At 55.6% G+C, this 22,989-nt stretch carries 17 protein-coding genes and 3 pseudogenes; 16 read left to right on the top strand and 4 right to left on the bottom strand.

Features of this window, described 5'->3' with window-relative positions:
• Positions 1-9: 9 nt before the first annotated feature.
• Positions 10-1,005 (bottom strand): GntR family transcriptional regulator, encoded by a 996-nt coding sequence (locus J5289_RS20675; RefSeq protein ID WP_209207412.1) that lies wholly within the window; start codon positions 1,003-1,005, stop codon positions 10-12.
• A gap of 484 nt (positions 1,006-1,489) precedes the next feature.
• On the opposite strand from J5289_RS20675, the pseudogene J5289_RS29935 reads away from it, so the two are divergent.
• The 11 genes and pseudogenes from J5289_RS29935 to J5289_RS29930 all read left to right on the top strand — a co-directional run.
• Positions 1,490-1,642: pseudogene (locus J5289_RS29935) on the top strand (nucleotidyl transferase AbiEii/AbiGii toxin family protein); the annotation flags it as partial.
• A gap of 72 nt (positions 1,643-1,714) precedes the next feature.
• A pseudogene (locus J5289_RS20670) lies at positions 1,715-2,154 on the top strand (aminotransferase class III-fold pyridoxal phosphate-dependent enzyme); the annotation flags it as partial.
• A 94-nt stretch (positions 2,155-2,248) separates the two neighbouring features.
• Positions 2,249-3,940, top strand: coding sequence for an amidohydrolase (locus J5289_RS20665; RefSeq protein WP_209207413.1), 1,692 nt, complete (start codon positions 2,249-2,251; stop codon positions 3,938-3,940).
• 86 nt (positions 3,941-4,026) lie between these two features.
• Positions 4,027-5,136: an ABC transporter ATP-binding protein gene (locus J5289_RS20660; RefSeq protein WP_374108612.1), complete on the top strand. Its 1,110-nt coding sequence runs from the start codon at positions 4,027-4,029 to the stop codon at positions 5,134-5,136.
• A 1-nt stretch (position 5,137) separates the two neighbouring features.
• Entirely contained in the window at positions 5,138-6,067 is a 930-nt protein-coding gene (locus J5289_RS20655) for an ABC transporter permease (protein ID WP_209207415.1), read from the top strand.
• Complete coding sequence (locus J5289_RS20650; RefSeq protein WP_209207416.1) at positions 6,060-6,860, top strand: ABC transporter permease; 801 nt, start codon at positions 6,060-6,062, stop codon at positions 6,858-6,860. Before J5289_RS20655 ends, J5289_RS20650 begins: the two co-directional genes overlap by 8 nt.
• 22 nt (positions 6,861-6,882) lie before the next feature.
• Positions 6,883-7,917, top strand: a complete 1,035-nt coding sequence (locus J5289_RS20645; RefSeq protein ID WP_209207417.1) for an extracellular solute-binding protein — start codon at positions 6,883-6,885, stop codon at positions 7,915-7,917.
• A gap of 32 nt (positions 7,918-7,949) precedes the next feature.
• Positions 7,950-8,981 (top strand): histone deacetylase family protein, encoded by a 1,032-nt coding sequence (locus J5289_RS20640; protein WP_209207418.1) that lies wholly within the window; start codon positions 7,950-7,952, stop codon positions 8,979-8,981.
• Between the two features lies 1 nt (position 8,982).
• A complete protein-coding gene (locus J5289_RS20635; RefSeq protein ID WP_209207419.1) occupies positions 8,983-10,122 on the top strand; it encodes a serine hydrolase in 1,140 nt (379 codons plus the stop codon).
• A gap of 653 nt (positions 10,123-10,775) precedes the next feature.
• Positions 10,776-11,102 carry a helix-turn-helix transcriptional regulator gene (locus tag J5289_RS20625; protein ID WP_209207421.1) on the top strand — a complete coding sequence of 109 codons (327 nt, stop codon included), beginning with the start codon at positions 10,776-10,778 and terminating at the stop codon, positions 11,100-11,102.
• A 133-nt stretch (positions 11,103-11,235) separates the two neighbouring features.
• Positions 11,236-11,403 (top strand): annotated as a pseudogene (locus J5289_RS29930) (IS21 family transposase); the annotation flags it as partial.
• Positions 11,404-11,433: 30 nt separating this feature from the next.
• Here the strand turns inward: J5289_RS29930 and J5289_RS20620 are convergent.
• Both J5289_RS20620 and J5289_RS20615 read right to left on the bottom strand, forming a co-directional pair.
• On the bottom strand, positions 11,434-12,198 hold the full coding sequence (locus J5289_RS20620) for a lytic transglycosylase domain-containing protein (protein ID WP_244615416.1): 765 nt from the start codon (positions 12,196-12,198) through the stop codon (positions 11,434-11,436).
• A 221-nt stretch (positions 12,199-12,419) separates the two neighbouring features.
• Positions 12,420-13,619 carry an IS256 family transposase gene (locus tag J5289_RS20615; protein WP_209207809.1) on the bottom strand — a complete coding sequence of 400 codons (1,200 nt, stop codon included), beginning with the start codon at positions 13,617-13,619 and terminating at the stop codon, positions 12,420-12,422.
• 1,107 nt (positions 13,620-14,726) lie between these two features.
• On the opposite strand from J5289_RS20615, the gene J5289_RS20610 reads away from it, so the two are divergent.
• The 5 genes from J5289_RS20610 (at position 14,727) to J5289_RS20590 (ending at position 20,918) form a co-directional block, all read left to right on the top strand.
• Positions 14,727-15,878: a hypothetical protein gene (locus J5289_RS20610; RefSeq protein ID WP_209207422.1), complete on the top strand. Its 1,152-nt coding sequence runs from the start codon at positions 14,727-14,729 to the stop codon at positions 15,876-15,878.
• A gap of 171 nt (positions 15,879-16,049) precedes the next feature.
• A complete protein-coding gene (locus J5289_RS20605; protein WP_209186109.1) occupies positions 16,050-17,138 on the top strand; it encodes a glycosyltransferase in 1,089 nt (362 codons plus the stop codon).
• A gap of 905 nt (positions 17,139-18,043) precedes the next feature.
• Positions 18,044-18,964, top strand: coding sequence for a DUF707 domain-containing protein (locus J5289_RS20600; protein ID WP_209186110.1), 921 nt, complete (start codon positions 18,044-18,046; stop codon positions 18,962-18,964).
• A gap of 99 nt (positions 18,965-19,063) precedes the next feature.
• Positions 19,064-19,753: a hypothetical protein gene (locus J5289_RS20595; RefSeq protein ID WP_209186111.1), complete on the top strand. Its 690-nt coding sequence runs from the start codon at positions 19,064-19,066 to the stop codon at positions 19,751-19,753.
• A gap of 136 nt (positions 19,754-19,889) precedes the next feature.
• On the top strand, positions 19,890-20,918 hold the full coding sequence (locus J5289_RS20590; protein ID WP_209186112.1) for a glycosyltransferase family 2 protein: 1,029 nt from the start codon (positions 19,890-19,892) through the stop codon (positions 20,916-20,918).
• A gap of 25 nt (positions 20,919-20,943) precedes the next feature.
• Here the strand turns inward: J5289_RS20590 and J5289_RS20585 are convergent, their stop codons facing one another.
• Positions 20,944-22,401, bottom strand: a complete 1,458-nt coding sequence (locus J5289_RS20585) for an efflux transporter outer membrane subunit (protein WP_209186113.1) — start codon at positions 22,399-22,401, stop codon at positions 20,944-20,946.
• Between the last annotated feature and the right edge of the window lie 588 nt (positions 22,402-22,989).

Genomic DNA, 22,989 nt, shown 5'->3' with positions numbered 1-22,989 from the left:
GCGAATAGATCAAACGATGAAGCTGCAATCGTCCGGCTGACAAGTTTGCCGCACGGTCGCGGCTCGCTCGACAACCTTAGATTTGGACCCGTGGATATGGCTGCGCATGGCCAGCATCAGCCCATCCTTGTCGCGACGGCGCATCATGCGGAAAACGGTGATATGCTCGGCCAGAAAGGGTTCGTATTCTGGCATCTCCATCTGGATACCGAGCACGTGCTTGCTCAGCGTGAGAATGCAGTGGGTGCGCTGCAGGATACTGAGAAGCTCCTTGTTCGGGCAGGGCTGGATGCTGCGAACATGCAAATCCAGTTCAAGATCATACATAATCGCGGACGAAACATTGGGATAGGTCTCGAGCGTCTGCGAAAGGCGCGTTAGCATCCTGTCGATATGATCGTCCGGCACCGCATCCATGGCGCGTGCAAGCGCCAATGGCTCGACTTGCTCGCGGACTTCGTAAAGATCGGTGATGCGGCGGCTGTCCAGGGGAACAATAGACCAACGGAAGCTGTCATCCTTTTCCGTGATACCCAGGGTTTCCAGTTTGAGAAGCACATCTCGAGCGACGGTGCGACCGACCCCGTAGCAACGGGCCAGCTCCAACTCGTTGATACGAAAACGCCCGAAAAAAGATCGATGGACAACGATTCGCTCCACATCCTCGTAAAGTGCCTGCCATGCAAACAAAGGCCTGTCCTGCGCATCAACGAGGTGTCCGAGGCTTTCTGAGATATTGACGCGCTTTATCTTGGTTCCAGCCGGGCCGACGACAAAACCGCGGCCTTCGAAGCGGTTAATGAGGCCATCTGCTGCAAGGAGCCTTAGAGCTTGGCGGACAGGAGCTCGGCTGCTGCCCAGAAGTTCGGCGAGAGGGCCTTCCAGCAAGACGGTACCAGTGGAGACGCGTCCGCCTAAGATGTCATCTTTCAATTGGTTGTAAAGTTCCTCGTAAAGGCTCCGCTTGCGCATGGCGTTGAAGGGTTCAAGATCTGAAACGGTCATTCCGGCCGAGATCCTCCTTCCCTCGTTCTTTTAACGTCAGATGAAAAGACGGCAAATACTCGAAAATCGACAGAGCGATAATCAATGAGAATTTTTAGCAGTCTACGCATTTCTTCCAAGAGGAGCAATAAATTCCAAATTGTTAGATCAAGGAACCGATAACAGCGGCGAAGTAAGAAGACCGCCGAGAGTTCCAGTGGTAGACAAGGCGTGTGAGTTTTCCGGCATCAGACTTCAAAAAACACCTGCTCGCTATTTGATGTCCAGTCCTGATCAACGCCCGCAGAGTTACGCGCCGCCAGATGCAGATCGCCGGATCGAAAACGCTCAGCGCATTTCTGAGGACGAGCGCGGAGCTGATGCTTGCGACGTTTCGGGATATCCGGGCGGGGGGTGCGGCTGACGGTGTGGAGTTTCACGTCGATGCGCGTCGTGTCGATCGTATCCGCGAAGGGGTGGAGTATGGCGGTCTACGACGGCAGCAATCGGCGGCGCCCGGATTAGTCTGGCGATCGACATCGACTTTGGTGATGCGGTGGAACCTGGTGCCGAAGAGTTGGACTATCCATCGATGCTGGACTTCCCCATGCCCCGGCTGCTTGGCTACGCGCGCGAAACCGCCATTGCCGAGAAATTCCAGGCGATATTGGCGCTGGGGCGGGCGAATAGCCGGATGAAGGACGTCTACGACATTTTGGATTCTCAGCTCACCACCCGCGTGATCGCCGATGCGCTGGAAAAAGAGGGCTATTTTTTCTCCTCCTCACGCGGCAGTCCCGTCATCTGCGTCGTCGGCATGACGGTGCTCGATATCATGCGGGACGAAGGGTTGCAGGAGAATGCGCGCATGGTCGGCGACCATCTGAGGCGACCGCTGGAGGCACTTGGCCAGCGCTTCCCCTGGCTCGGCGCCGTGCATGGCATGCGCCTCTATCTGGGGCTGGAATTCGTGCGCTATCGCGAGACCCTGGCGCCGGCCACGGGCGAAACGGCGGCCATATGCGACCGGCTGCTGCAGCTCGGCGTGATCCTGCAGCCAACCGGCGATGACCTCAACGTGCTGAAGATCAACCCGCCGCTCTGCCTTGCGTGCCAGGTGCCTATTTCTTCGACGACATGCTGGAGCGGGGGCTGGACGAAGGGTGGTAAAAGCGTCACCGCACGGCCGACGACCCGGTTGAACTCCGGGGCCGGATCAGATTAGCTGGGCCTCCCGCCCACTCGGATCAATGAGACATATCCCATGACCCAGGCAGATATCATCATCGTCAACGCACGCGTGCTGACGCTCGACGAGAGCAGTCCGCATGCCGAGGCAGTGGCATTGGCGGACGGGCGCATCGTCGCGGTGGGCAGTCAGGCTGAGATCGAGGAACTGCGGGGCGAGGACACCGAGGTGATCGACGCCCTGAGCAATACCGTGCTTCCCGGTTTCTCGGAGAATCACATGCACTTGTTTTCAGGTGCGGCGGAGCTGGATCATCTCCAGCTCTCCGGCGTCGCAGGCTTGGCCGCGCTGACGAAGGCGGTCCAAGCCTATGCCGCGACCCGAACGGAAGAGACGGTGCTCTTTGGACAGGGGGCTGACTACACGATCCTCGGCCCGAAAGAGCGACTGACGCGGCACCATCTCGACGCCATACTGGCAGACCAGCCGCTCGTGCTGTTTGCGCCGGATCATCACACGGCATGGGCCAATACGAGCGCTCTGCAACTGGTCGGCATCCTCCATGGTGCCAAGCTCGGTCCCGGCAACGAGGTTGTCATGGACCCAGACGGCATGGCGACCGGGGAGCTGCGCGAGATGGAGGCCTTCAGTCCGCTACAAAAGGCCGGTGGCTTCGACCGCTGTCGCTTGGGGCTCAGCACCGGCGGCGAACCGGACCCTTATCCGAACCAGACAGAATGGGAGAAGGACCTCGCGGTGATGCGACGCGGGCTCTGTTACTGTGCGCAGCATGGCATCACCACGATCCAGAACATGGACGGCAATCTTTACCAGCTGGAAGTGCTCGCAGCGATCGAGGCGCAGGACGGCAGTCTGCCATGCCGGGTGGTCATTCCGTTCCATTTCAAGAATTTCATGTCGATCGACATGCTGGAAAAGGCCTCAGAACTTGCCCGGCGCTTCAATAGTGACTGGCTGTCTTCCGGTGTCGTCAAGGTTTTTTTTGATGGCGTGCTGGACAGCTGGACCGCGGTGATGGTCGAACCCTATGCCGACAGGCCTGGCGATTGCGGGGAAGGCCTGTTCACTCGGGAGCAATTCCGTGAGGTGGCAATCGAGGCCGATCGCCGTGGGCTGCAGATTGCCGTGCATGCCATTGGCGATGGCGCGGTGCGCGCCGTGCTCGACGGCTACGCGGCTGCTCGAGAGCAGAACGGCCCGCGTGACAGCCGCCACCGCGTTGAACATATCGAAGTGGTGCATGCCGACGACGTTCCTCGTTTCGCGGAGCTTGGCGTCATTGCCTCCATGCAGCCGCCGCATCCGCCGGGCTGTGCCGGGGTACCGCTGGAGCCTACGGTCTCTCGCATTGGGCGGGAGCGCTGGCCGTTAAGCTATGCCTGGCGGACGTTAAAAGAGGCTTGCGCGCCTGTCTGTTTTGCATCCGACTGGCCGGTCTCGCCGATCAGCCCGCTGATTGGCATTGAGGCAGCCGTCACCCGCAAGCCCTGGGCCGAGGACGATCCCGATCAATCCTTCTCGCTCATGGAGGCCTTGTCGGCCTATTGCGTGGAAGGCGCCTATGCCGAATTTAAGGATGATCGAAAAGGCAGGATCAGGGTTGGTTATCTGGCAGATATCGTGGTGCTCGACGGGGACATCGAAAATGTGACGCCGGATAAGCTGCACAGCCTGGGCGCGTTGAAAACCATATGTGGCGGACGTTTGACGTTCTCGGCCGACGAAAAAAAAGTGCTGCTCAAATAGAAACATATTGTTAATCCGCAGGCGCTGTGGTCACCTACCACAAAGCCAAAAAGGCAGGGAACAGCAACTTAATAGCAACGGTGAGTGTGCCGCAGATGGCGGAATCGAATGCGGTGGAAATCCGGGACGTCGTGAAAGTATTCGGGTTCGGTGAATTTGCCTTCTCGGCCGTTGACCATGCATCCATATCGATCCGGAAGAACGAGTTCTTCACCCTTCTGGGACCGTCCGGATGCGGCAAGACCACGCTGCTGCGGCTGATCGCAGGCTTCGAGTTTCCGACATCAGGCGAGATCGTCTTGAACGGGGAAGACATCGCCAGCATGCCACCGTTCAAGCGTCCGATCAACACGGTGTTTCAGAGCTACGCGCTCTTCCCGCACATGACGGTGGCCGAGAATATCGGCTTCGGCCTCACCATGCTGGGCCGGCCGAAGCAGGAGGTGCGCGACCGCGTCGCCACCATGCTGAAGCTGGTGCGCATGGAAAAGCTTGCCGACCGGCGGACGAGCCAGATTTCCGGCGGGCAGCAGCAGCGCGTGGCACTCGCGCGTGCGCTGGCGCCGCAGCCGAAAGTGCTCCTGCTGGACGAGCCGCTTTCGGCCCTCGACTTCAAGCTGCGCAAGGACATGCAGATTGAGCTCAAGCGCCTGCAGGCCGAGACCGGCATCACCTTCATCTTCGTCACGCATGATCAGGAGGAGGCGCTCACCATGTCGGATCGCATCGCCGTCATGTCGGCGGGCAAGATCCTGCAGGTGGATACGCCGCGCGCGATCTATGATGCGCCGACGGACCGGTTCGTGGCGGACTTCATCGGCGAGACAAATTTTCTGCGCGGCCGGATCAGCAGCGTCGAGGGCGGCATTGCACAGGTCGAAACCGCCATGGCAGGCGTGATTTCAGCGACCCTGCCGGCGGACATCGCGCAGGAGGGTGAAGTGACCGTCGTCTTGCGACCGGAACATGCCTGCCTCTCGCCAGCCGATGATCCTGCGCCATGCCAAACCACAGGCACGCTGGAGAACATCGTCTATTTCGGCACCGACACGCATTATCACGTCCGCCTCCAGGACGGAGAGACGCAGTTCATGCTCCGGGAACAGAACAAGCCGCTGCAGCGGCAGCGCTTTGCCATCGGGGACAAGGTCCGCATACTGCTCGAAGCGAACGCCGCCCGCGTCCTGAGGAACTGAGATGACGCAACCGGGCACCCAGGCGGGCACCAACGACGCCGAACGAAGGCGGGAGATCCGCAAGCGATGGCTGCTTTCGCTACCGGCGCTGTTGATCGTGCTCGCTGCGGCAACCGGCCCCCTGCTGATCGTGGTGCTCTATTCCTTTCTGAGCCCCGGTCCCTATGGCGACGTGCTATGGCAACCTTCCGTGGACGGCTGGATCGGCGTCTTCTTGGAACGGGACATGTTCACCGAGACGCTGTCGATCGCGGATGCTCATGTCTCGATCCTGATGCGTTCGGTGATGCTGTCGCTGGTAACAACAGTCGTCACACTGCTTGTCGGCTTTCCGACCGCATATTTCATTGCGACGCGGCCGGAGCGGACACGGGAAATGTGGTTGTTGCTGATTACCATTCCGTTCTGGACCAACCTGCTCATCCGTACCTTCGCGGTGCTGCAGATCATCCGCAATGATGGGCTGATCAACGGCGTTTTGATGAGGCTCAGGGTGATCTCGGCTCCCATCCAGATGCTGTTCACCGATGGCGCTATCCTCACCGGCATGGTCTATGTCTATTTGCCGCTCATGGTGCTGCCAGTCTACGCAAACCTCGAAAAGCTCGATTTCCGGCTGGTCGAGGCGGCTTACGACCTCTACGCAACCCCGTTCAGGGTGCTGACGAAGATCATCATTCCCCTCGCCAAGCCCGGCCTGATCGCAGGCTCGATCCTTGTGTTCATCCCCGCCCTCGGCGCCTATGTGACGCCAAGCATCCTCGGCGGCGGCAAGAACCTCATGCTCGGAAACCTGATCGAGCTGCAATTCGGCCAGGGCCGAAACTGGCCGCTCGGCTCGGCGCTGTCCATCACACTGATGCTGATCGTCACCGCGGCGCTGCTCGTCTATGTCCGCAATGTCGGGTCGCAGGGGAGCCGCCATGGCTAGAAGATTTTCCGTCCAGCGCCAGCGCGGCTTCACGACGATCGCGATCGCCTGCTTCTTCGCTCTCTATCTGCCGATCGTCGTCCTCGTTTTCTATGCATTCAACTCGGCGGATTCGCTGTCGTCCTTCCAGGGCGTATCGCTCCGCTGGTTCTGGAAGGCGTTCGACAACCAGCAGGTCGTCGATGCCTCACTCCGCTCGCTGCAGATTGCCGCGATCGCCGCCACTGCAGCAACGGTCGCCGCCACCATGGCAGCCATTGCGACAACACGAACCGATCCCTATCGCGGCCTGACGCTGAAATACGCCTTCATCAACCAGCCGCTGATGGTCCCGGAAATCGTCACGGCGGTGGCGCTGCTGATTTTCTTTGCCCGCATCAAGATCTGGACCGGCTATACCGGCCTCGGCTACCTGATTGCCGCCCACACCGCCTTCTGCGTTCCCTTCGCCTATCTACCAATTCGGGCCCGGCTCGAAAACATGGATAGCACGTTGGAGAAGGCTGCCGCCGATCTTTACGCGACGCCATGGAATGCTTTCCGCTACATCACGCTGCCATTGCTGTGGCAGGGTATTCTTGCGGGCTTCATGCTCGCCTTCGTGATTTCGCTGGACGATGTCGTCATTACCGAATTCGTCAAATCGGCCGGGCAGGATACGCTGCCGACCTATATGCTTGGCCAGATCCGCCGCACCATCACCCCTGAAATGAATGCAATCTCGGCGCTATTTCTCCTCATGTCCATCTGCGTCGTCATCGTCTTCTTCGTCGTGAGCCGAAAACGTGTCTAACAACAAGGAAGGGAACAGCACCATGAAACATATTCTTGCAAGCCTGGCCATAACGGTCGCAGTCTTTGCGCAGTCCGGCCTGGCGTGGGCGGATGGCCAGCTCAACATCTACAACTGGGGCAATTACACCAGTCCCGAAATGATCAAGAAGTTTGAGGACACCTACAAGGTCAAGGTGACGATCACCGACTATGATTCCAACGACACGGCGCTCGCCAAGGTTCGTCAGGGCGGCTCCGGTTTCGACATGGTGGTGCCGTCGCAGAACTATATCCCGATCTGGATTTCGGAAGGTCTCCTGCTCGAGACCGACCCAGGCAAGATGGAGAACTTCAAGAACGTCGCCAAGGAATGGACAAATCCAGATTTCGACCCCGGCCGCAAATACACAGTGCCTTGGGCAATGGGCGTTGTCGGCACCGTCGTGAACACGGACGTCTACAAGGGTGACATCAATACCTGGGGCATCATCTTCGATACCCCTGCCGAACTGAAGGGCAAGGTAAATGTGGTGCCGGAAATGACTGACGTCATCGATGCCGCCGTGCTTTACAATGGCGGCAAGAAGTGCACCGGCGATCTCACCATCCTCAAAAAAGTGCGCGACACGCTGATCAAGGCGAAACCTGACTGGGTGGCGATGGAATACGGAACCATCGAGAAGATGGGCTCCGGCGACTTCGCCGCATCGAGCGACTGGAATGGCTCTGCCTTTCGCCAACGGCTGAAAAACCCGGCCATCAAGTTCGGCTATCCGAAGGAAGGTTTCGTCAACTGGAGCGACAATTTGGCCGTGCTGAAGGACGCCAAGAATGCCGAGAATGCCAAGCTCTTCCAGAACTTCATGATGGACCCGCAGAATGCCGGTATGAACTCCGGTTTCCACCGCTATGCCAACGGCATCGCCGGCTCGGAAAATTATATGCCGGCCGATATGAAGGGCGCGCCGGAAATTGAAATGCCCGCGCAATTCGCCTCTGTCGGTGTGCCGTCGCAGACGTGCCCCCCTGACGTCCAGGCCCTCTATACCAAGATCTGGACCGAGCTGCAGAAGTAGGCTTCGCATTAACCCATGCCGACGGATCTCTCATGAAAACCGTATTCTCTCCTCGCCATCGCGGGCATGCCGAGCAACTGGAGCTGGTTGCCGGTGCCATCGTGCCCGGCTTTGAACTCGTCTCGCGCGCCGAATATGTCTGGGCCCAAGTGCAGGCGGTTGCCCTTGGTCCAGTCATACCGCCCGAGGAGCATGACCTGACGACTGCGCGCCGCGTCCATCGCAGCGACTATCTCGACTTCCTACCAACCATCTGGAGCCGCTGGACGTCGGAAGGACGGGATGGAACAGCTTTGCCCTTCACCTGGCCAACCCGCGGCCTGCGCGGCGACGTGCCGCCGGAATCCATCGACGGGCTGCTCGGATACTATTCCTTCGACGCCGGCTGCGGCATCGTTGAAGGCTCCTGGGATGCCATTAAGTCGTCGCATGATGTCGCTCTGACGGCAGCAGGCCTCGTCCATGCTGGCGAAAGGGCAGCCTTCGCCCTCTGCCGCCCGCCCGGCCACCATGCGGGCGCGGGCTTCATGGGCGGCTATTGCTATATTAACAACGCCGCTGTTGCAGCACAGTCCTTGCGCGACAAGGGAGCCAGGCGCGTGTCGATCCTCGACGTGGATTACCACCACGGCAACGGCACGCAGGAGATCTTCTACGCCTGTGCCGATATGCAGGTCATCAGCCTGCATGCAGACCCATTGCAGGAATATCCTTACTTTCTCGGTCATGCCGACGAGCGAGGGGCGGGCGATGGGGAAGGCTACAATCTCAATTATCCCATGCGTTTCGGTACCGACTGGGCGCGTTGGAGCCAGTCGCTTGATGACGCCTGCAAGAGGCTTGCAGACTACGCGCCCGATGCCGTGGTGATTTCTCTCGGCGTAGATACGTTCGAGAAGGACCCGATCAGCAAGTTCAAGCTGAAGACGGAGGACTATCCAAAAATCGGCAAGCGGATTGCTCAGCTTGGCCTGCCGACACTTTTCGTGATGGAAGGCGGCTATGCGGTTGCTGAAATTGGCACCAACGCCGTCGGCGTATTGACCGGTTTCGAAAGTGATTAGGATGCAGTTCAAGCGCTCCGATGTGACACTGGCAAACTGGCGGAACGCGCCGCACTCGCGCTGGTCTTTCCAGAATGTCAGCGAGATCGTGCCCTCCGCTACGATTATCGCCAACAGGCACCGAGAGGACAGCGCTTTATCTCTCGGGGAGCTGTCAGACCTTAATTTCGGCGAAGCGGACGCTGACGCGCGATCGCTAGAAGCCTTTCTTCAGAAGAGCGAAACGGACCAACTTGTCGTCATGCGGGGGGGCCGGATCGTCGCGGAATGGTTGGCTCCGCATCGAAACCCGGCGCAGCCGCACATCATCTTCTCCGTGTCCAAGTCGCTAACGGGCCTATTGGCAGGGGTTTTGGCCGGCAAGGGCCTCCTCTCCTTCGACAGGCCGATCGTCGACTACATGCCGGAGGTCGCTGGCTCGGCCTATGCGGACGCCACCGTTCAACAATTGTTCGACATGGAGATCAGCACCGATTTCATCGAGGATTATCTCGACAGCAGCGGCGGCTTCGACCGCTACCGACGGTCGACTGGCTGGAACCCGGACAAGGTGGAAGACCCCGCATTGGACCTCAAGAGTTTCATCTGCACCATAGGCAAGGGAGAGGGCGAACACGGCGAAAAGCATGCCTACCGCTCCCCAGATACCGACCTTGCCGGCATCGTACTGGAGCGCGCCGGCGGCGACCGCTTTGCCACCTTGATGGGCGGGCACCTGTGGCGGCCGATGGGCGCAAGATCGGATGCCATGGTCACCGTCGATCGCATCGGTACGGCACGGGCCGCCGGCGGCATCTCGGCCACGGCTCGAGATCTCGCCCGCCTGGGCGAGCTGGTGCGAACCGGAGGCAGCGGCATTGTCGCCGAGGCTTTCATTGCCGGCCTCTGGACCGACGGCAACCGCATGGCCTGGAAGAACGGCGACCAGGCGGATCTGTTTCCCGAAGGTAGCTACCGCAACTGTTGGTACGAAACAGGCGGCGGCGAAATTGCCGCCATCGGCATACACGGCCAATGGATATGGGTCGATCCGGCGCACGAAACAGTCATCGTCAAGCTCTCCTCGCAAACGCTGCCCGTTGATCCGCCGCTGGACCAGACGATCATCCGGATGTTGCGGGCACTTTCGCATGTGGCTTGATCATCTTCGAACTAGCTCCTCCTGATGACCGCGTAGGCCAACATTTTCGAGAATTAAGCTATGCCCTTTCCTTGGTCCCGTATTCCCGCGCTTGGCCTTTTCCAGTTGATACTGGCGCGCTTCTGCCAGCGACGCCTTTGCCTGCCGCAGCTCGTTCTGCTCCTGCAGAGATTCGACTTCGGCGATCAGATCTCCTTCCTTGACTTCTTCTCCAAGCGAGGCGTGGACGGCCTATAATTACCCCGTGACCTGTGCACCAACCTTTGCCGATCGGGACGGTTCCAGAATGCCGTTGGCGTTGACTGTTTCGGTAAGCGCTCCAGGAGAGCACCAACTCTGACAGCTCGATTGACATCCCGATCGCTGAAGACCATTTGATTAGCAATGCATGAGTCTCTGGACGCAGTTCCTTAACCACAAGGCCGCCGCCCGGATTATCGAGGCGGCGCAAGTCTCATTCGATTGAATAGACGTAAATTAATTCACGCGAGGCATGTGAAAACTCTCACTTATTAAAGTGGAGTTTAATGTAAGATTTATAATGTTTGCGTCGCGTCAGGTTGGTGATCATTGCGCGTTTCGCGCGGGGAAAGCAACAATCATGAGATTGGCTGCCTGCAGATTAGGATTGGATAGGATAGGATAGGATGTCTATGGCTACGAGACGATACCAATCTGTTTTGAACATCCAGGAGGCCGCCGCGCTTCTCGATGCTATGGCGAACGCCAACAGACTCCATATTCTCGATATACTTTGCCGAACCGAGATGTCTGTGGGGGATCTCGCCAAAACCATCGGCCTCAGCCAGTCTGTTCTGTCACAACATCTCGCAAAGCTTCGGAGCGCCAATCTCGTCCAGAGGCGCCGTGATGCGCGAAATGTCTATTACTCATGCAATTCTGAGCCGGTCTTAAAAATTCTCGACATACTTGCCGAGGTCTTCGACGACGACATTAACGAAGCTCGCCGCATCGCCTAAGAGGCTGCGGACCCTGAAGCAGTTCGACGCCGAACTGACGAGCCTTGGTTATGAAGGCCAGTACAATCCAGTGCAGCGTTCGCTTGCAAGTGGAGCGCCGCTTTGCAGATCGAGCTGCAGGCGATTGGCTGGAACGTTCGCGCCTGGCGAAGCATTTCAGTTCGTTTTGTCGGAGGACTGGGCGATCATTGGAAGCGAGCGAACAGAGCTGCAGGTGGCGCATGCCAACCTTGGCTATTCCAGAGCGTTGGTCGCCCGGTCATATCCCGTGCAAACGCACGAGATGCTGTTCGTTGCGCACGCTAGCTCAGGATTTCTACGCGTTCATGCATTAAAAGTTCTTGAACACCAAACATGGAAAACCGGCGCGCTCCACAATTTTGCAGGCGTCTTCCGCATCTCTACGCTGCGTCCTTCCTATTCGAGCAGAATAGCGCGGTTTATATCCAAAATCCCGATCTATCTTGCGCAGAATCAAAGGTGCCTCCGTGTTTAAAGGGGCCGGCAACCTGGCAGAGATCCGTGTAAATAACGCCCGCGCAGTCACACTATTTGGTGCTGCTGCCAATTGTGCTCCCCACGGCATCCAAACACCTTCAGATTGATCTGCTGGCTCCACGAGACGTCGTGTGGCAGCAAGCGCGACGCAGGCATCCATGAACGCGCGGTGTTCGTCAAGTGGCGGAAGGATCAGGTCGCTCGGCGAGCGCCTCCACTCGTCTGCGGTGTGCCCCGTGATCCCAAAAACATAGTTCCTGGATTCCAACGGTAAGCCTCCGACAAGCAGGAATGTCGAAACACGCTGCTCTCCAGCATTATAGGCTGCAGCTGCGAGTCCAAGATTACCGAAGCGGGTCCGAAGCTTCATCAAATATTGGGATGAAGCCCGGAGGGCCTCCAACACATCAAAGCTGTCCTTCAGACCACGAAGCGCTGCGGTAGCCGGCATGAACTGCGCTATGCCCTGAGCACCCTTTGGGCTGATTGCTTCCGCCCTAAAACGGCTTTCGCGCCATATTAGACGTGCAAAGAAGTCAGGCGGTAGCTGGCTTCTCGTCGCAAAGGTTTCCATCGCGCTGCAAATGTCGCGGTTCAAGCTTCCGGCATGAATGCAAAGTACCCGACCTGGGGCGTCAACCATCGAATAAAGACAAGCCGGGCTAGCTCTACCTCCCCACGCAGCGACTGTAGATAACTGAATGAAAAGGCAGATGGTAAGGGTTACGAGACCGGCTGGGGCGATGCACGATCGTGCCCCTGGACGTGGTGTAGGTCGCGGCTGATTGCCGTGCTTTCCGACTGAGGTCGGAGGGGATATCAGCGAGCCACTGCTGGCAAACTGATTTGGGGATCATCGCTCATTTGGGCCATGGTCTCAAGGGTCATGTACCGGGCGCGCTGCACGGCCCATTCATCGTTCTGTTCGAGCAGCAGCGCCCCGACAAGACGGACGATTGCCTCGTCGTTGGGAAAGATACCGACCACATCAGTGCGGCGCTTGATTTCGCCGTTGAGACGCTCGATCGGATTGGTCGAGTGTAGCTTTGCCCGGTGCTCTCTCGGGAAGGTCATGTAGGCCAGAACATCGTCTTCGGCATCGTCCATGATGGTGGCAAGTTTTGGCACTTTCGGCCTGATCTGGTCGGCGACACTACGCCATTGAGCGCTGGCCGCCTCCGGTGTTTCCTGGGCAAAGGCCGTTGCGATGAAGGCGGAGACGACCCGCCGACCGCTCTTTCCGGCATGCGCCAAGACGTTCCGCATAAAGTGAACCCGGCACCTCTGCCAGGTGGCATTGAGAACCTTGGTCACGGCCGCTTTGAGACCTTCATGGGCATCGGAGATGACAAGCTTGACGCCGCGCAATCCTCGGCGTTTCAACTTGCGCAGAAATTCCGTCCAGATCGGTTCGGCTTCTGACGTGCCAACCTCCATACCCAGGACCTCGCGCCGGCCATCACTGTTGACGCCGACGGCGATGATGACAGCGACAGAGACAACCCGTCCGCCGCGTCGGACTTTGAGGTAGGTCGCATCGACCCATAGATATGGCCAGTCGCCTTCGATCGGTCTGTCGAGGAACGCTTTCACCTTAACGTCGATTTCTTCGCAGAGACGGCTCACCTGGCTTTTGGATATGCCACTCATCCCCATGGCCTTGACCAGGTCGTCAACTGAACGGGTCGAGATGCCCTGGATATAAGCTTCCTGGATGACCGCCGTCAGAGCCTTCTCTGCCATGCGGCGGGGTTCGAGGAAGCTCGGAAAGTAGCTGCCCTTGCGCAGCTTCGGAATGCGAAGCTCCACGGTCCCAGCTCGGGTTTCCCAATCACGGTCACGGTAGCCGTTGCGCTGAGCAAGCCGCAACGGGTTCTTGTCGCCGAAATCGGCACCTGTGGCTGAGCCGACCTCCAGCTCCATGAGCCGCTCGGCGGCAAAACCGATCATCTCACGCAATAAATCTGCATCCGCGCTCTTCTCAACAAGCGAGCGCACGTCCATCATGTCTTTGGTCATCGGTGATCTTTCCGTCAGGTTGGTCTTCAACAACCCGACCCTAACGGAAAACACTGGTGGCCGCCCGCAAAGCCGATCACCCGCTACAGCGCTATGGAAGCGCGCGGGCACTCGCCTTTGCTACCCTCCACAACCTACACCACCCGGCGGGACACGATCCGATGCACCTTATCAAGGGAAGCTCCCCGAACCTTGCACCGCTTTTCGAAGGTGGATCTGCGGTTGAAACCTAGGCCTTATCTCACTGCCACAGTCGACGCATTCGCGAAATAATGCAAAGGGAAAATACGACGTAAGCGTCTAGAAGGCTCTCACCGCGCTAGCTTTTTCTTTCCCTAAATGGGACAACGGAACTCGCGCTTGACGCCTGTCAGTCTGATAGATGACTGGTTCTATGGGGCTTCCTGAAGGGCAGAACATTGCTCTCCTCGAAGTCGTCAACCAATGGTGCCAGTCTCGGCGCAAAAACCGCTAGCAGAACAAACATCGACGACGCTGCGGCGGGAATACAAAGTAGTGCGATCATCGCTAACCCTAAAAGTGTTCTACAACACGGAAGAGCAGACCGTACGTCTTGAAACTTGCGCCAAGCCGCACGAGGAGACATCTTGTGCGATGTCTGCTCGATCGACGTCCCATAAAAGGCGACGGCATTGAAAATGCCAACAGTATGAGATCTGGCATGCCCCTCGTGCAGAACGAAACTCCATCTCGCTACGTCCTCCAAGAGCTGCGAGAGTAAGCACCTATTGCGGCCCACAGAGATCGCGTCGTTCTGCGCGGCGCGCGGACACCGTCCCTGTCAGAGATTGGCCGACCACCCGCCGCTCGCATCATCTGGCAAAAGCAAATATTTCCGATAGAAGAGAGTATTGGGTTTCGATGGGGTGGCTGGAAGATATCTCGGCCAGAATAACAGGCATCACTTGACATTTCGCAATATTTTTGGAGTAAAGTTATTCCGGTATGGTTGACTCCATGAGTAATTAATCTTACCCGATTAAAATAATGACACTGACATGCTTATGTGTAGCCAAAACTAGTTCCCAGTGAACGCGGCTAAAATGTCTGAAAAGCTATCCATCTGTTTTTATGCAGGAATGTGTTGTGGATGAATTGACGCAGGAGTTGTATATCGCGTCGCGCAAATTGCAGGAAAGCCCAGTGGCAATCCGGGTTTTTGCGTTTACACAGGGAGCCACCAGTTGGGACGCATTCGCTCAAAGATGCGAAGCGTCTTTCCGTTGCGCCTTTCATGCATCCCGGATGTGGCAGATTGACTACAACCCGTTGATGAGACTGGTGCGGCTGGACATTATATTGTGTACCGCCGATGATCAGGTGAAAATCGGTCAATGTGCGGTCGGAATTCGTAAGAGCGACCATGTGTTCTGCGATGCCATTCAGGTGCTCCCGGACTATCGGCATCTTTGGTCGTTGTCGATGCGGGCGGTGCTTAGCCATCTGGGAGATGGATACTATCGCTATGGATCTGACTGGTGTCTGGATAAATGCCGATCTGCGGAGCTCCACGCGCTCCCTGGAGTGTCCGTCATATCGACAGCGGCAGTCGATATGATTGCGATTGATTTCAAGCGGTGGGAGAGTTTTGATGCTTTTTACAAGGAGGTCAGCAAAAATGCCCGGCGAAATGTCCAGAAAGCCGAACGGTCCTATCCAGGCCTTGATTTTGCAATCCGCCGCCAATGGCAGATTTTCTGGGACCTCGTTCCACTTGAGCTTTCTAGACTTCGCCTTTTTAAAAAAAAGCGTATTTTGACGTCACGAGCAAGCCTGGTCATTCGGTCGTTGAGCCGGGTCCTTACCACCTCAAAGTTTAGCTTCACCGCCCGGAACGTCAGCGGTGACAAGACGCTGGCTCGCTTTATGGGCATTACGTTTGGACCGATCATGTTCTTCATGGAGGCCGCAGCGGCAGAGGATCACGGCGGTGGTGCCGCGTCGCACCTTCTAAAGTGCATGATAGAAACAGCTTACATGCAGACGACTGGTCGCGGCATGTTCGTGTTTGGACCTGACAATCACGAAAACGATGCGGACCCCGTGTGGCAGGGACTTGCGCGTTCGAGGCTGCAATGGCAAGCCAAGTCGTATCCGATCTCGGTCGTTCAGTGTCTGTTCAAGAATGGCGTTACGGATGCGGGGTTGAGTGAAGGGCGGCAATCAGATTCTTTGTATTTTGCGACAAAAACGGAGATATTGAATGGCCTGGACACCCTTCACCCTGCGTCATCATGACAGAGGCCGCATGCGGTAAGGCTTGCTGGTTATCTGCTTTCCTTCGTGGATTATAAGAAGGTATACAAAATCACTACCTTAAGCTTATATCTTGCAAGGGAGTAGCAATTGAAAGATTGCCGACGGTGCTGCCCTCAGAATGGTGCCGGATTACTAGGGGGGTATCGGAAAATGCGCATTCTTCATTTGGCCAATCATTGTCATCATGGACATGGAAACGTTCACCTTGCTGTTGATCTAGCCTGCATTCAGGCGGCGAGTGGTGACTTTGTGGGCTACGCAAGCCATGGGGGCGAGTACGAACAGGGTCTAAGCGCGATGGGGGCGCATCATATTAAACTTATGCAGCGCGGCAAAAATCCATTTAAATTGGCGGCTTCGCTTGTTTCTCTTTCGCTTCTGGTAAGGCGGAGTAAGTATGACATTGTCCATGCGCACATGATGGCCGGCGCGATCTTTGGTTATTTCGCGACTAGATTTTCAAACGCTAGGCTGGTCACGACCGTTCACAATTCCTTCGACAAACATTCGTCGATCATGAAACTTGGCGATAGGATCGTTGCGGTCAGCAATTCAGATACGGCCCGCCTTCGTGAAATGGGCTTCAAGAAAAGTAAGGTTGATGTGGTACTAAACGCAACACTGGGCGGCTTCAGGACAAGCCTTCTACCGGATAAGGCCGTATTCGAAAAACCGCCAGGAATACTGATAACGACGGTATGCGGCCTTCATGCGCGAAAAGGTGTGAACTTTCTAATCAGCGCTTTCGCTGTGTTGGCGGCGAAATATGACATCACACTTTGCGTTGTGGGCGATGGTCCCGACAAAGACGAGTTAGAAAGGCAAGCTGAAAATCTTGGGCTAAGCGGTCGCGTTAGATTTTTGGGTCAGATCAACAATCCAACCACCGTGCTAGCTAAAACGGATATATTTGTGCTGGCGTCCCTTGCTGAACCATTAGGGCTCGTAAATATCGAAGCCCGTAGCGCTGGATGCGCAATCGTTGCGACAGAGGTCGGAGGTATTCCCGAAGCTCTCGATGAAGGGCGGGCCGGGTTTCTGGTTCGGCCAGGCGATCCAAAAGATCTGACGGAAAAATTGGAAATCCTTTTGAGAGACCCTGAGTTGCTGTCGCAGATGAAAGGGCGCGCCTCATCGAATTTGGATCGGTTTTCCATAACCAACCTATATTTAAACTATAGCGCGGTCTATGGCAGAGCCCGCACGCGCTCAACAGGTTCTTTGGGCACTTTGCGATAACAATATGAGGCTTCGAGAAAGCAGCATAGCCATCGTCCCGATCACTCAAACCTCCACCGAGGTGGTCGATGCTGCCGGGATGGCGATGGATCTCTGCGTTACCGCTCATGATCGCGACGGATGCACCCACCTGCGCCCCAGCCCAATCTTGAATAGACACGCACTTCTCGGTCGAGAGCCAAGCCCAGGAAAATGCCCGATGGCTGCAAAGCTCGCCTGAAGATGGGCTGCGTCGACAACCGTCGAACTGCCGAGCGTTGTGAAGGAGCGCGCTCGCAAACTGCACCCGGCAACGGAATTAAATTCTGTAAAAGTGCATTACCAAGTCTACTATATAGCGATTTAAACCGACTTTGCATTCCCGCCAATGGAATAAAACAAGTAAGCGCCCCTGAGGTACAGGGGCCCCAAAAAAGCAAGCTTCCAGCTAGGCCATAAAAATACAAACTGAAATAAAGGAAAAAGAAGGTACAGGATGCAATACACGTTCTCATTATGATCGCGCCAGGGTCTCCACCACACCTGCTAATGAGGTCGTCAGTCTGCATCTCTGAGTAATTGTGCATTTTCATAAGGCTATCTATTCTGCGTTGCTTGGGATTTCTGTCTTGAATGCTCAACTTTCCGCAATTGCAGGACTTACGCTTCTAAATGAATTGGTGGAGTTCGCCATTTCATCAGATAAGCGTTTATAGTTGGGTTTGTGACCGCTATCGCTGCTCTATCCGAACAACAAAAGCGCAACGTAAGCTTCCTTTTACGATTATTCCTGTCCATCGTGTAGACTAATATACGAGGGAGAGTGAATTATGTCAATTTTAATCGGAAATTAAGCTTGAAATATTAAAACTGTGCGATAGTGTGATCTCCAACGTTGTGCCAATATTATTCGGTCGGAGGTTTGCGTGGCTCCTGTATTGGCACCCACATTGGCGGTAGTGCGCTGCGGAGACCAAAGTCTTCATGGCAGTTGGTGCGGAGAAGGACGGCAGTTCGATGTGGCGGTAAGTTACTTCGGATCGGACGAAACAAAGCTATTTCCTGAAGCAAATTACGTGCATCGCGGCAAGGGCGGGAAGTGGGACGGGATCTATGGCTTTTTTAAAGAGCATCCTGAGACGCTGACAAATTATGAGTACTTCTGGTTTCCAGACGACGATATCAGGGCCACGACCAGTGATGTAAATAGACTGTTCGCTGCGGGTCGGAGTCATGGCCTCTTGGTGTATCAGCCGTCTTTGGATCGCAATTCCTATTATTCTCATCTGATCACGCTTCAGCATCCGAGCTTTGACCTGCGGTATAGCAACTTCGTTGAGATTATGGTGCCGGTGCTCAGTCGAGCGATTTTGGCAGAGACCCTGGAAAGTCTAAAGGATTCCAAGAGCGGTTTCGGAATGGATTTCGTTTGGCCAAAACTGGCGGTTGAACTCAGCGGAAAGCTCGAATCTGTTGCTATTCTTGACAGCGTGACCGTCTGCCATACACGTCCTGTTGGCGGAAAGTTGCACCAGCTCATCAAAAAGGTCGGGGGCAACACCGCAAACGATGATCTGGTCTCCACCCTCGGGCGGACACGCATGAAGCGTGACTCGTTGATCAATGGCGTCGCCGTGCCTCGCATACGTGTCTTATCTGGTGTGGATATCAGCGGAGTTCATCTGTCTGGTCCACGACTTTCGATGCGAATTGCGGGCGATCTCATCGGACGGTACCGCAACGCGGTCCAACCCGTCTATCTGACGGCAGCCGTCAGGCACGCGTTGAAGTCGCTTACCTTGCCGATCGCCGCGCCAGGTCAGCCGATGGCATCTGAACCGTCATGATGCGCAAATGGTCAAGGAAAGACCGAGCTTCTGACGCTGTAACAGTCCTCGACACCTTCGGCGGTTATCGTGGCGTGGCTTCACTGAAAAGGACAGGCAATGGCCATAATTCGTCCTAGCAGATCGATAACCCTGAGCACTGCCGTCTTTGAACAAAATGATCCAGTTTTGGTAGGGGCCACGCACCCCGGTGAGATCGTCATTTATTGCGGTTCCTATAGAGAACTATGGCGATCTGTGATTGTGTGCGCGGTGCTCGTCGCCTTTTACACAGCCAATATTTCGGCTCAGCAGCGTGGTTTTTTTCGCGAGAGCGATATGCTAAACCATTGGGTGACAGGTCTATTTTGTGTGTTCCTCAGCATCCTGGGGTGGTCTGTGGGCAAACGAAATCCGTGGAAGCCACTCTTCACAGTGAGGACCGACGGTATCGTCTACCACCGTTTCTCCGGTCAGATTATTTATTGGTCGTCAATCAAGCAGGTCACGCTGCGCGCAGCAGGGGTCGCCTCACAGGCCTCCATGATCGACATCCTCATTAAAGATGAGGCTGACCCGATCCTTGTGCGAAGAGCGACTGTGAAAAGCGCGTTGTTTTCTCATGTGCCGGGAAAGCCGAATATAAGTATTCCAGACCAGCCGATAGGTGGTTTGCCTTGCACGGATTTGAAAAGCGTGTTGCTTCGGGCACACTATCAGCATTCGCATCCACAGGTCGACGCCACCAATGTCGTATCGCTTTGCGCGTTTCGATCGAAGAAAAGCCAACTGAAATCTCTGCCGGAGTAAGCCACGTGTCCATCATCGTTCGAGTTGCATTTCGTTTCTGTTCACATCGTGGTCCGCTGCGACGTCTCGATCATGGCATAGGTGCTCAGCGACAGCGTGGCCATCGTGGTTAGTTTGTGTGCCTGGAGTGAGATCAATGATCGTCGACGGCAAGCCGCGTTTTAGTGTCATTATTACCTGCTACAACTATAAAGATTATGTGGCCATTGCTATCGAGAGTGTCCTCAATCAGCCGATTGCTGATTTTGAGCTCATTGTGGTCAATGACGGATCGACCGACACATCGTGGAGTGTCATCAGCCGCTATTCAGACAGAATAATAGGAATTAATACCGAAAACCGCGGCTTTATTTCCGCGTGCCTGACCGGTCTCGCGGCGTCCCGAGGTCAATACGTCCTCTTCCTTGATGCCGACGATATCTTGGACGAAAAAGCTCTTCTGACTGTGTCCCCTTATCTGGAGCCCGATGTCACGAAAATTCAGTACATGCTGCAGCCCATAGATGCACAGGGACAAGAGATAGGGGACGCCTTCCCGCGTTTGACTCCCGATTACGACAATCAAAAGATGATCGAGAGTATCAATCGTCACGGATATTATCCTACGCCGCCAACCTCGGGCAATATTTACCGTCGCGATGTGTACCTGACGATTGGCGCCATCGACTACGATTTCGGAATTGATGGCATTGCTTATTTAGCAGCCCCTTTCAAGGGCCGGGTGGTGCACATTGATCAAGCTCTGGGAAAATACAGGATCCACAATAACAATATGTCTGGGTTTGGTTCAAGTTCTCACCTCGGGATGGAGAAGACGATGCGGGTATTTCGATTGCGCCTTGCACATCTTGAAAGGCTGAGCAGGGACGGAAAACTCTTGGACGGCGCGATGTTTGAGATGAAGCCTGATTATTTGTATCTGGTGGAGCATGAGGTTTTTGCGCAAATCCTCAAGGGACAACGTATCGATCTCCCCCTAATTCGTCGGTATTGTCAGCAGATTGCGCAATCATTTTCGAGCGTCGAGACCCTGTCTCGATATCTGGTCGCCGTAGTGTTATTTCTGTTGCCCAACAGTGCTGCGCGAGCCATTGTTGAGTTCAGGATAAATCCTAAAAAAAATTCGCCGCTACGCACGATGATCAAACGGCTGTTTCGGCGATGATCCCTGTTTTTACAGGCAACTTCGACTACTCGTTAGAAACGCCGAGTTTTGCAACATGCTTTTCGGCTGCGGGACGCGACTGACCCTTGCTATCCGTCTGTAAGATAAACCCGGCGCCAATGGCGACATTTAAAGCTGCGTAGTCGGTTGCAAGTTGCTGGACTGCAGCAGCCAGATTTTGCTGGGCATTGGTAACGGAGCGTTGTGCGTCAAGAACATCTAGTAATGAGGAAGCTCCGTCCTTATAGCTTGCCGTCGACAGCGATACAGCGTCGCGATAAGACCTAACCTGGGCACGCAGTGCTGCTATTGTTTGCGGGTCGCGGTTGACGGCCACCAAACCATTTTCGACTTCTTCGACGGCGGTAAGCACAGTTCCTTTCCATGTCAGGTAGGCAACCTTGGCGTTGGATTCGGCGATTTTTACGTTTGCCCGCAGCAGGCCACCATCGAGAATTGGCAGGTTTAAGGCCGGGCCGAAAGACCAGGTGGTCAAGCCTCCGCCGCGACCGGCCGTATGGATGTAAGAGGGGGAGATACTGCCATTGAGTGTGATGCTAGGTAGCAGCTGGGCTTGAGCGATTCCTATCTGTGCGACAGCGGCGGCGAGTTGTCTTTCATCACGACGTACATCCGGACGATTGCGGATCAAATCCGCTGGGACACCCGCAGAGACGCCACCTTTGTATACTGGCTGCGTTTCGCCGCGTTTCATCAGCTCAAGAATTTCGGCTGCTGGCGCGTCAAGCAAGGCCGCGATGTGGTGAACCTCGCGGCGATAGTTTACTTCCAAACCGGGAACTTCCGAAAGTGTCGAGTTGACCAGTCCCTCCGCCTGAACAACATCCAACCTCGAAGCAGCGCCGGCAGTGAGCTGGAACTTTGTAAGGTTAAGCGTGTCTCGTCGAGATTTTAGGTTTTCCCGGGCGATCGAAATACGAATCTGATAGTAGCGCGCATTTATGTATCCGGTGACCACGTCCTGCACGTAAGCCAGGCGGGCGACATCGACAGTCGCAAAGGCAGCATCGAGCGAGTCCAACGCCCCCTCACGGGCTCGACGGTACTGCCCAAAGAAATCGAGTAGCCATGAAGACGTTGCTCCCCCGCGAGACGTACTGGTGCTGCTCGCCGCTGTGCGGAGATTTCCCGTTTCACCGCTTATGGTTTGGTCCGCGCCAACTGCGATGTTTGGCAACCCACCAGATCCAGCGACGACGACATCACCTTGGGCTGCGTTGATCGCCTCAATCGCAGATAGAATGGTAATATTCTGAGAGAGTCCCCTGGCGACAAGCGCCTCCAGTGTCTCGTCGCTATAGGCGCGCCACCATTCCCTGGAGACGATACCATCAGAAGATCCGGCGCTCGGCTCTGAAAAAGTGGCCGGCAAAGGCATGATTGGCGGCTTATAATCAGGGCCACTGACGCAGCCCGAAAGAACCAGGAGGATGGCAGGAGCGCACCTTGAAATAAAAACCACGCCAGATCCCCCAAAAGCTTGTTTCAGCGAGGAGATCGCACCGTTCTGGTTATCACCACCTGAATCGTGTTGCTGCGCCTCGAATCGAAATTCACAAAACCATTCGCTCCGTCGATGAAGCCATTAATGGGTTAATAAAACGTATCATTCAAGTATGGAATCACAGAATGAAAGTTGTAATTCAAAAAAACCTTTGACGGAATTACACAGTCGTAGCTGTATATAGCATATGGTGAGTACAGATAGTCTAGAAGATGGAATCTAGCCCTATTTCTAAACATGAGATATTTTGAATATTGTAAATCGTGTTGCGGGCATGCATAAAAGCGGAAGGCGCTGCAAGCTGCGTTTCGCATATACCCATGGTGCACGCGTTACAAAACGGTAAGCTGGACGATATTTTATGCCAATGATTTCTCGTGGTGTGACCGAAGACGGCGCTTAAACTGTCATGAGCAGGTCACGGACACCATTATTCGCACCCCGCCTCTTTGGAATTTGATCAGTCATATTTCGCAGTCATTCTGTTTCGAATGAAATAAGAATTCAATTGCCCGTTGATTTGCACTAGGGGTAGATAAGATAATA

The sequence above is a fragment of the Rhizobium sp. B230/85 genome (assembly GCF_019355735.1).
GTDB classification, from domain to species: domain Bacteria; phylum Pseudomonadota; class Alphaproteobacteria; order Rhizobiales; family Rhizobiaceae; genus Rhizobium; species Rhizobium rhododendri.
Note: the sequence above shows the minus strand (reverse complement) of the source record. Positions and strands in the feature narration are given on the sequence as shown.

Bases quoted from the DNA above. Each gene is read 5' to 3' on its own strand.
- J5289_RS20675 (WP_209207412.1), bottom strand. From the start codon at position 1,005: ATGACCGTTTCAGATCTTGAACCCTTCAACGCCATGCGCAAGCGGAGC.
- J5289_RS20665 (WP_209207413.1), top strand. From the start codon at position 2,249: ATGACCCAGGCAGATATCATCATCGTCAACGCACGCGTGCTGACGCTC.
- J5289_RS20655 (WP_209207415.1), top strand. From the start codon at position 5,138: ATGACGCAACCGGGCACCCAGGCGGGCACCAACGACGCCGAACGAAGG.
- J5289_RS20650 (WP_209207416.1), top strand. From the start codon at position 6,060: ATGGCTAGAAGATTTTCCGTCCAGCGCCAGCGCGGCTTCACGACGATC.
- J5289_RS20645 (WP_209207417.1), top strand. From the start codon at position 6,883: ATGAAACATATTCTTGCAAGCCTGGCCATAACGGTCGCAGTCTTTGCG.
- J5289_RS20640 (WP_209207418.1), top strand. From the start codon at position 7,950: ATGAAAACCGTATTCTCTCCTCGCCATCGCGGGCATGCCGAGCAACTG.
- J5289_RS20635 (WP_209207419.1), top strand. From the start codon at position 8,983: ATGCAGTTCAAGCGCTCCGATGTGACACTGGCAAACTGGCGGAACGCG.
- J5289_RS20625 (WP_209207421.1), top strand. From the start codon at position 10,776: ATGGCTACGAGACGATACCAATCTGTTTTGAACATCCAGGAGGCCGCC.
- J5289_RS20615 (WP_209207809.1), bottom strand. From the start codon at position 13,619: ATGACCAAAGACATGATGGACGTGCGCTCGCTTGTTGAGAAGAGCGCG.
- J5289_RS20605 (WP_209186109.1), top strand. From the start codon at position 16,050: ATGCGCATTCTTCATTTGGCCAATCATTGTCATCATGGACATGGAAAC.
- J5289_RS20595 (WP_209186111.1), top strand. From the start codon at position 19,064: ATGGCCATAATTCGTCCTAGCAGATCGATAACCCTGAGCACTGCCGTC.
- J5289_RS20590 (WP_209186112.1), top strand. From the start codon at position 19,890: ATGATCGTCGACGGCAAGCCGCGTTTTAGTGTCATTATTACCTGCTAC.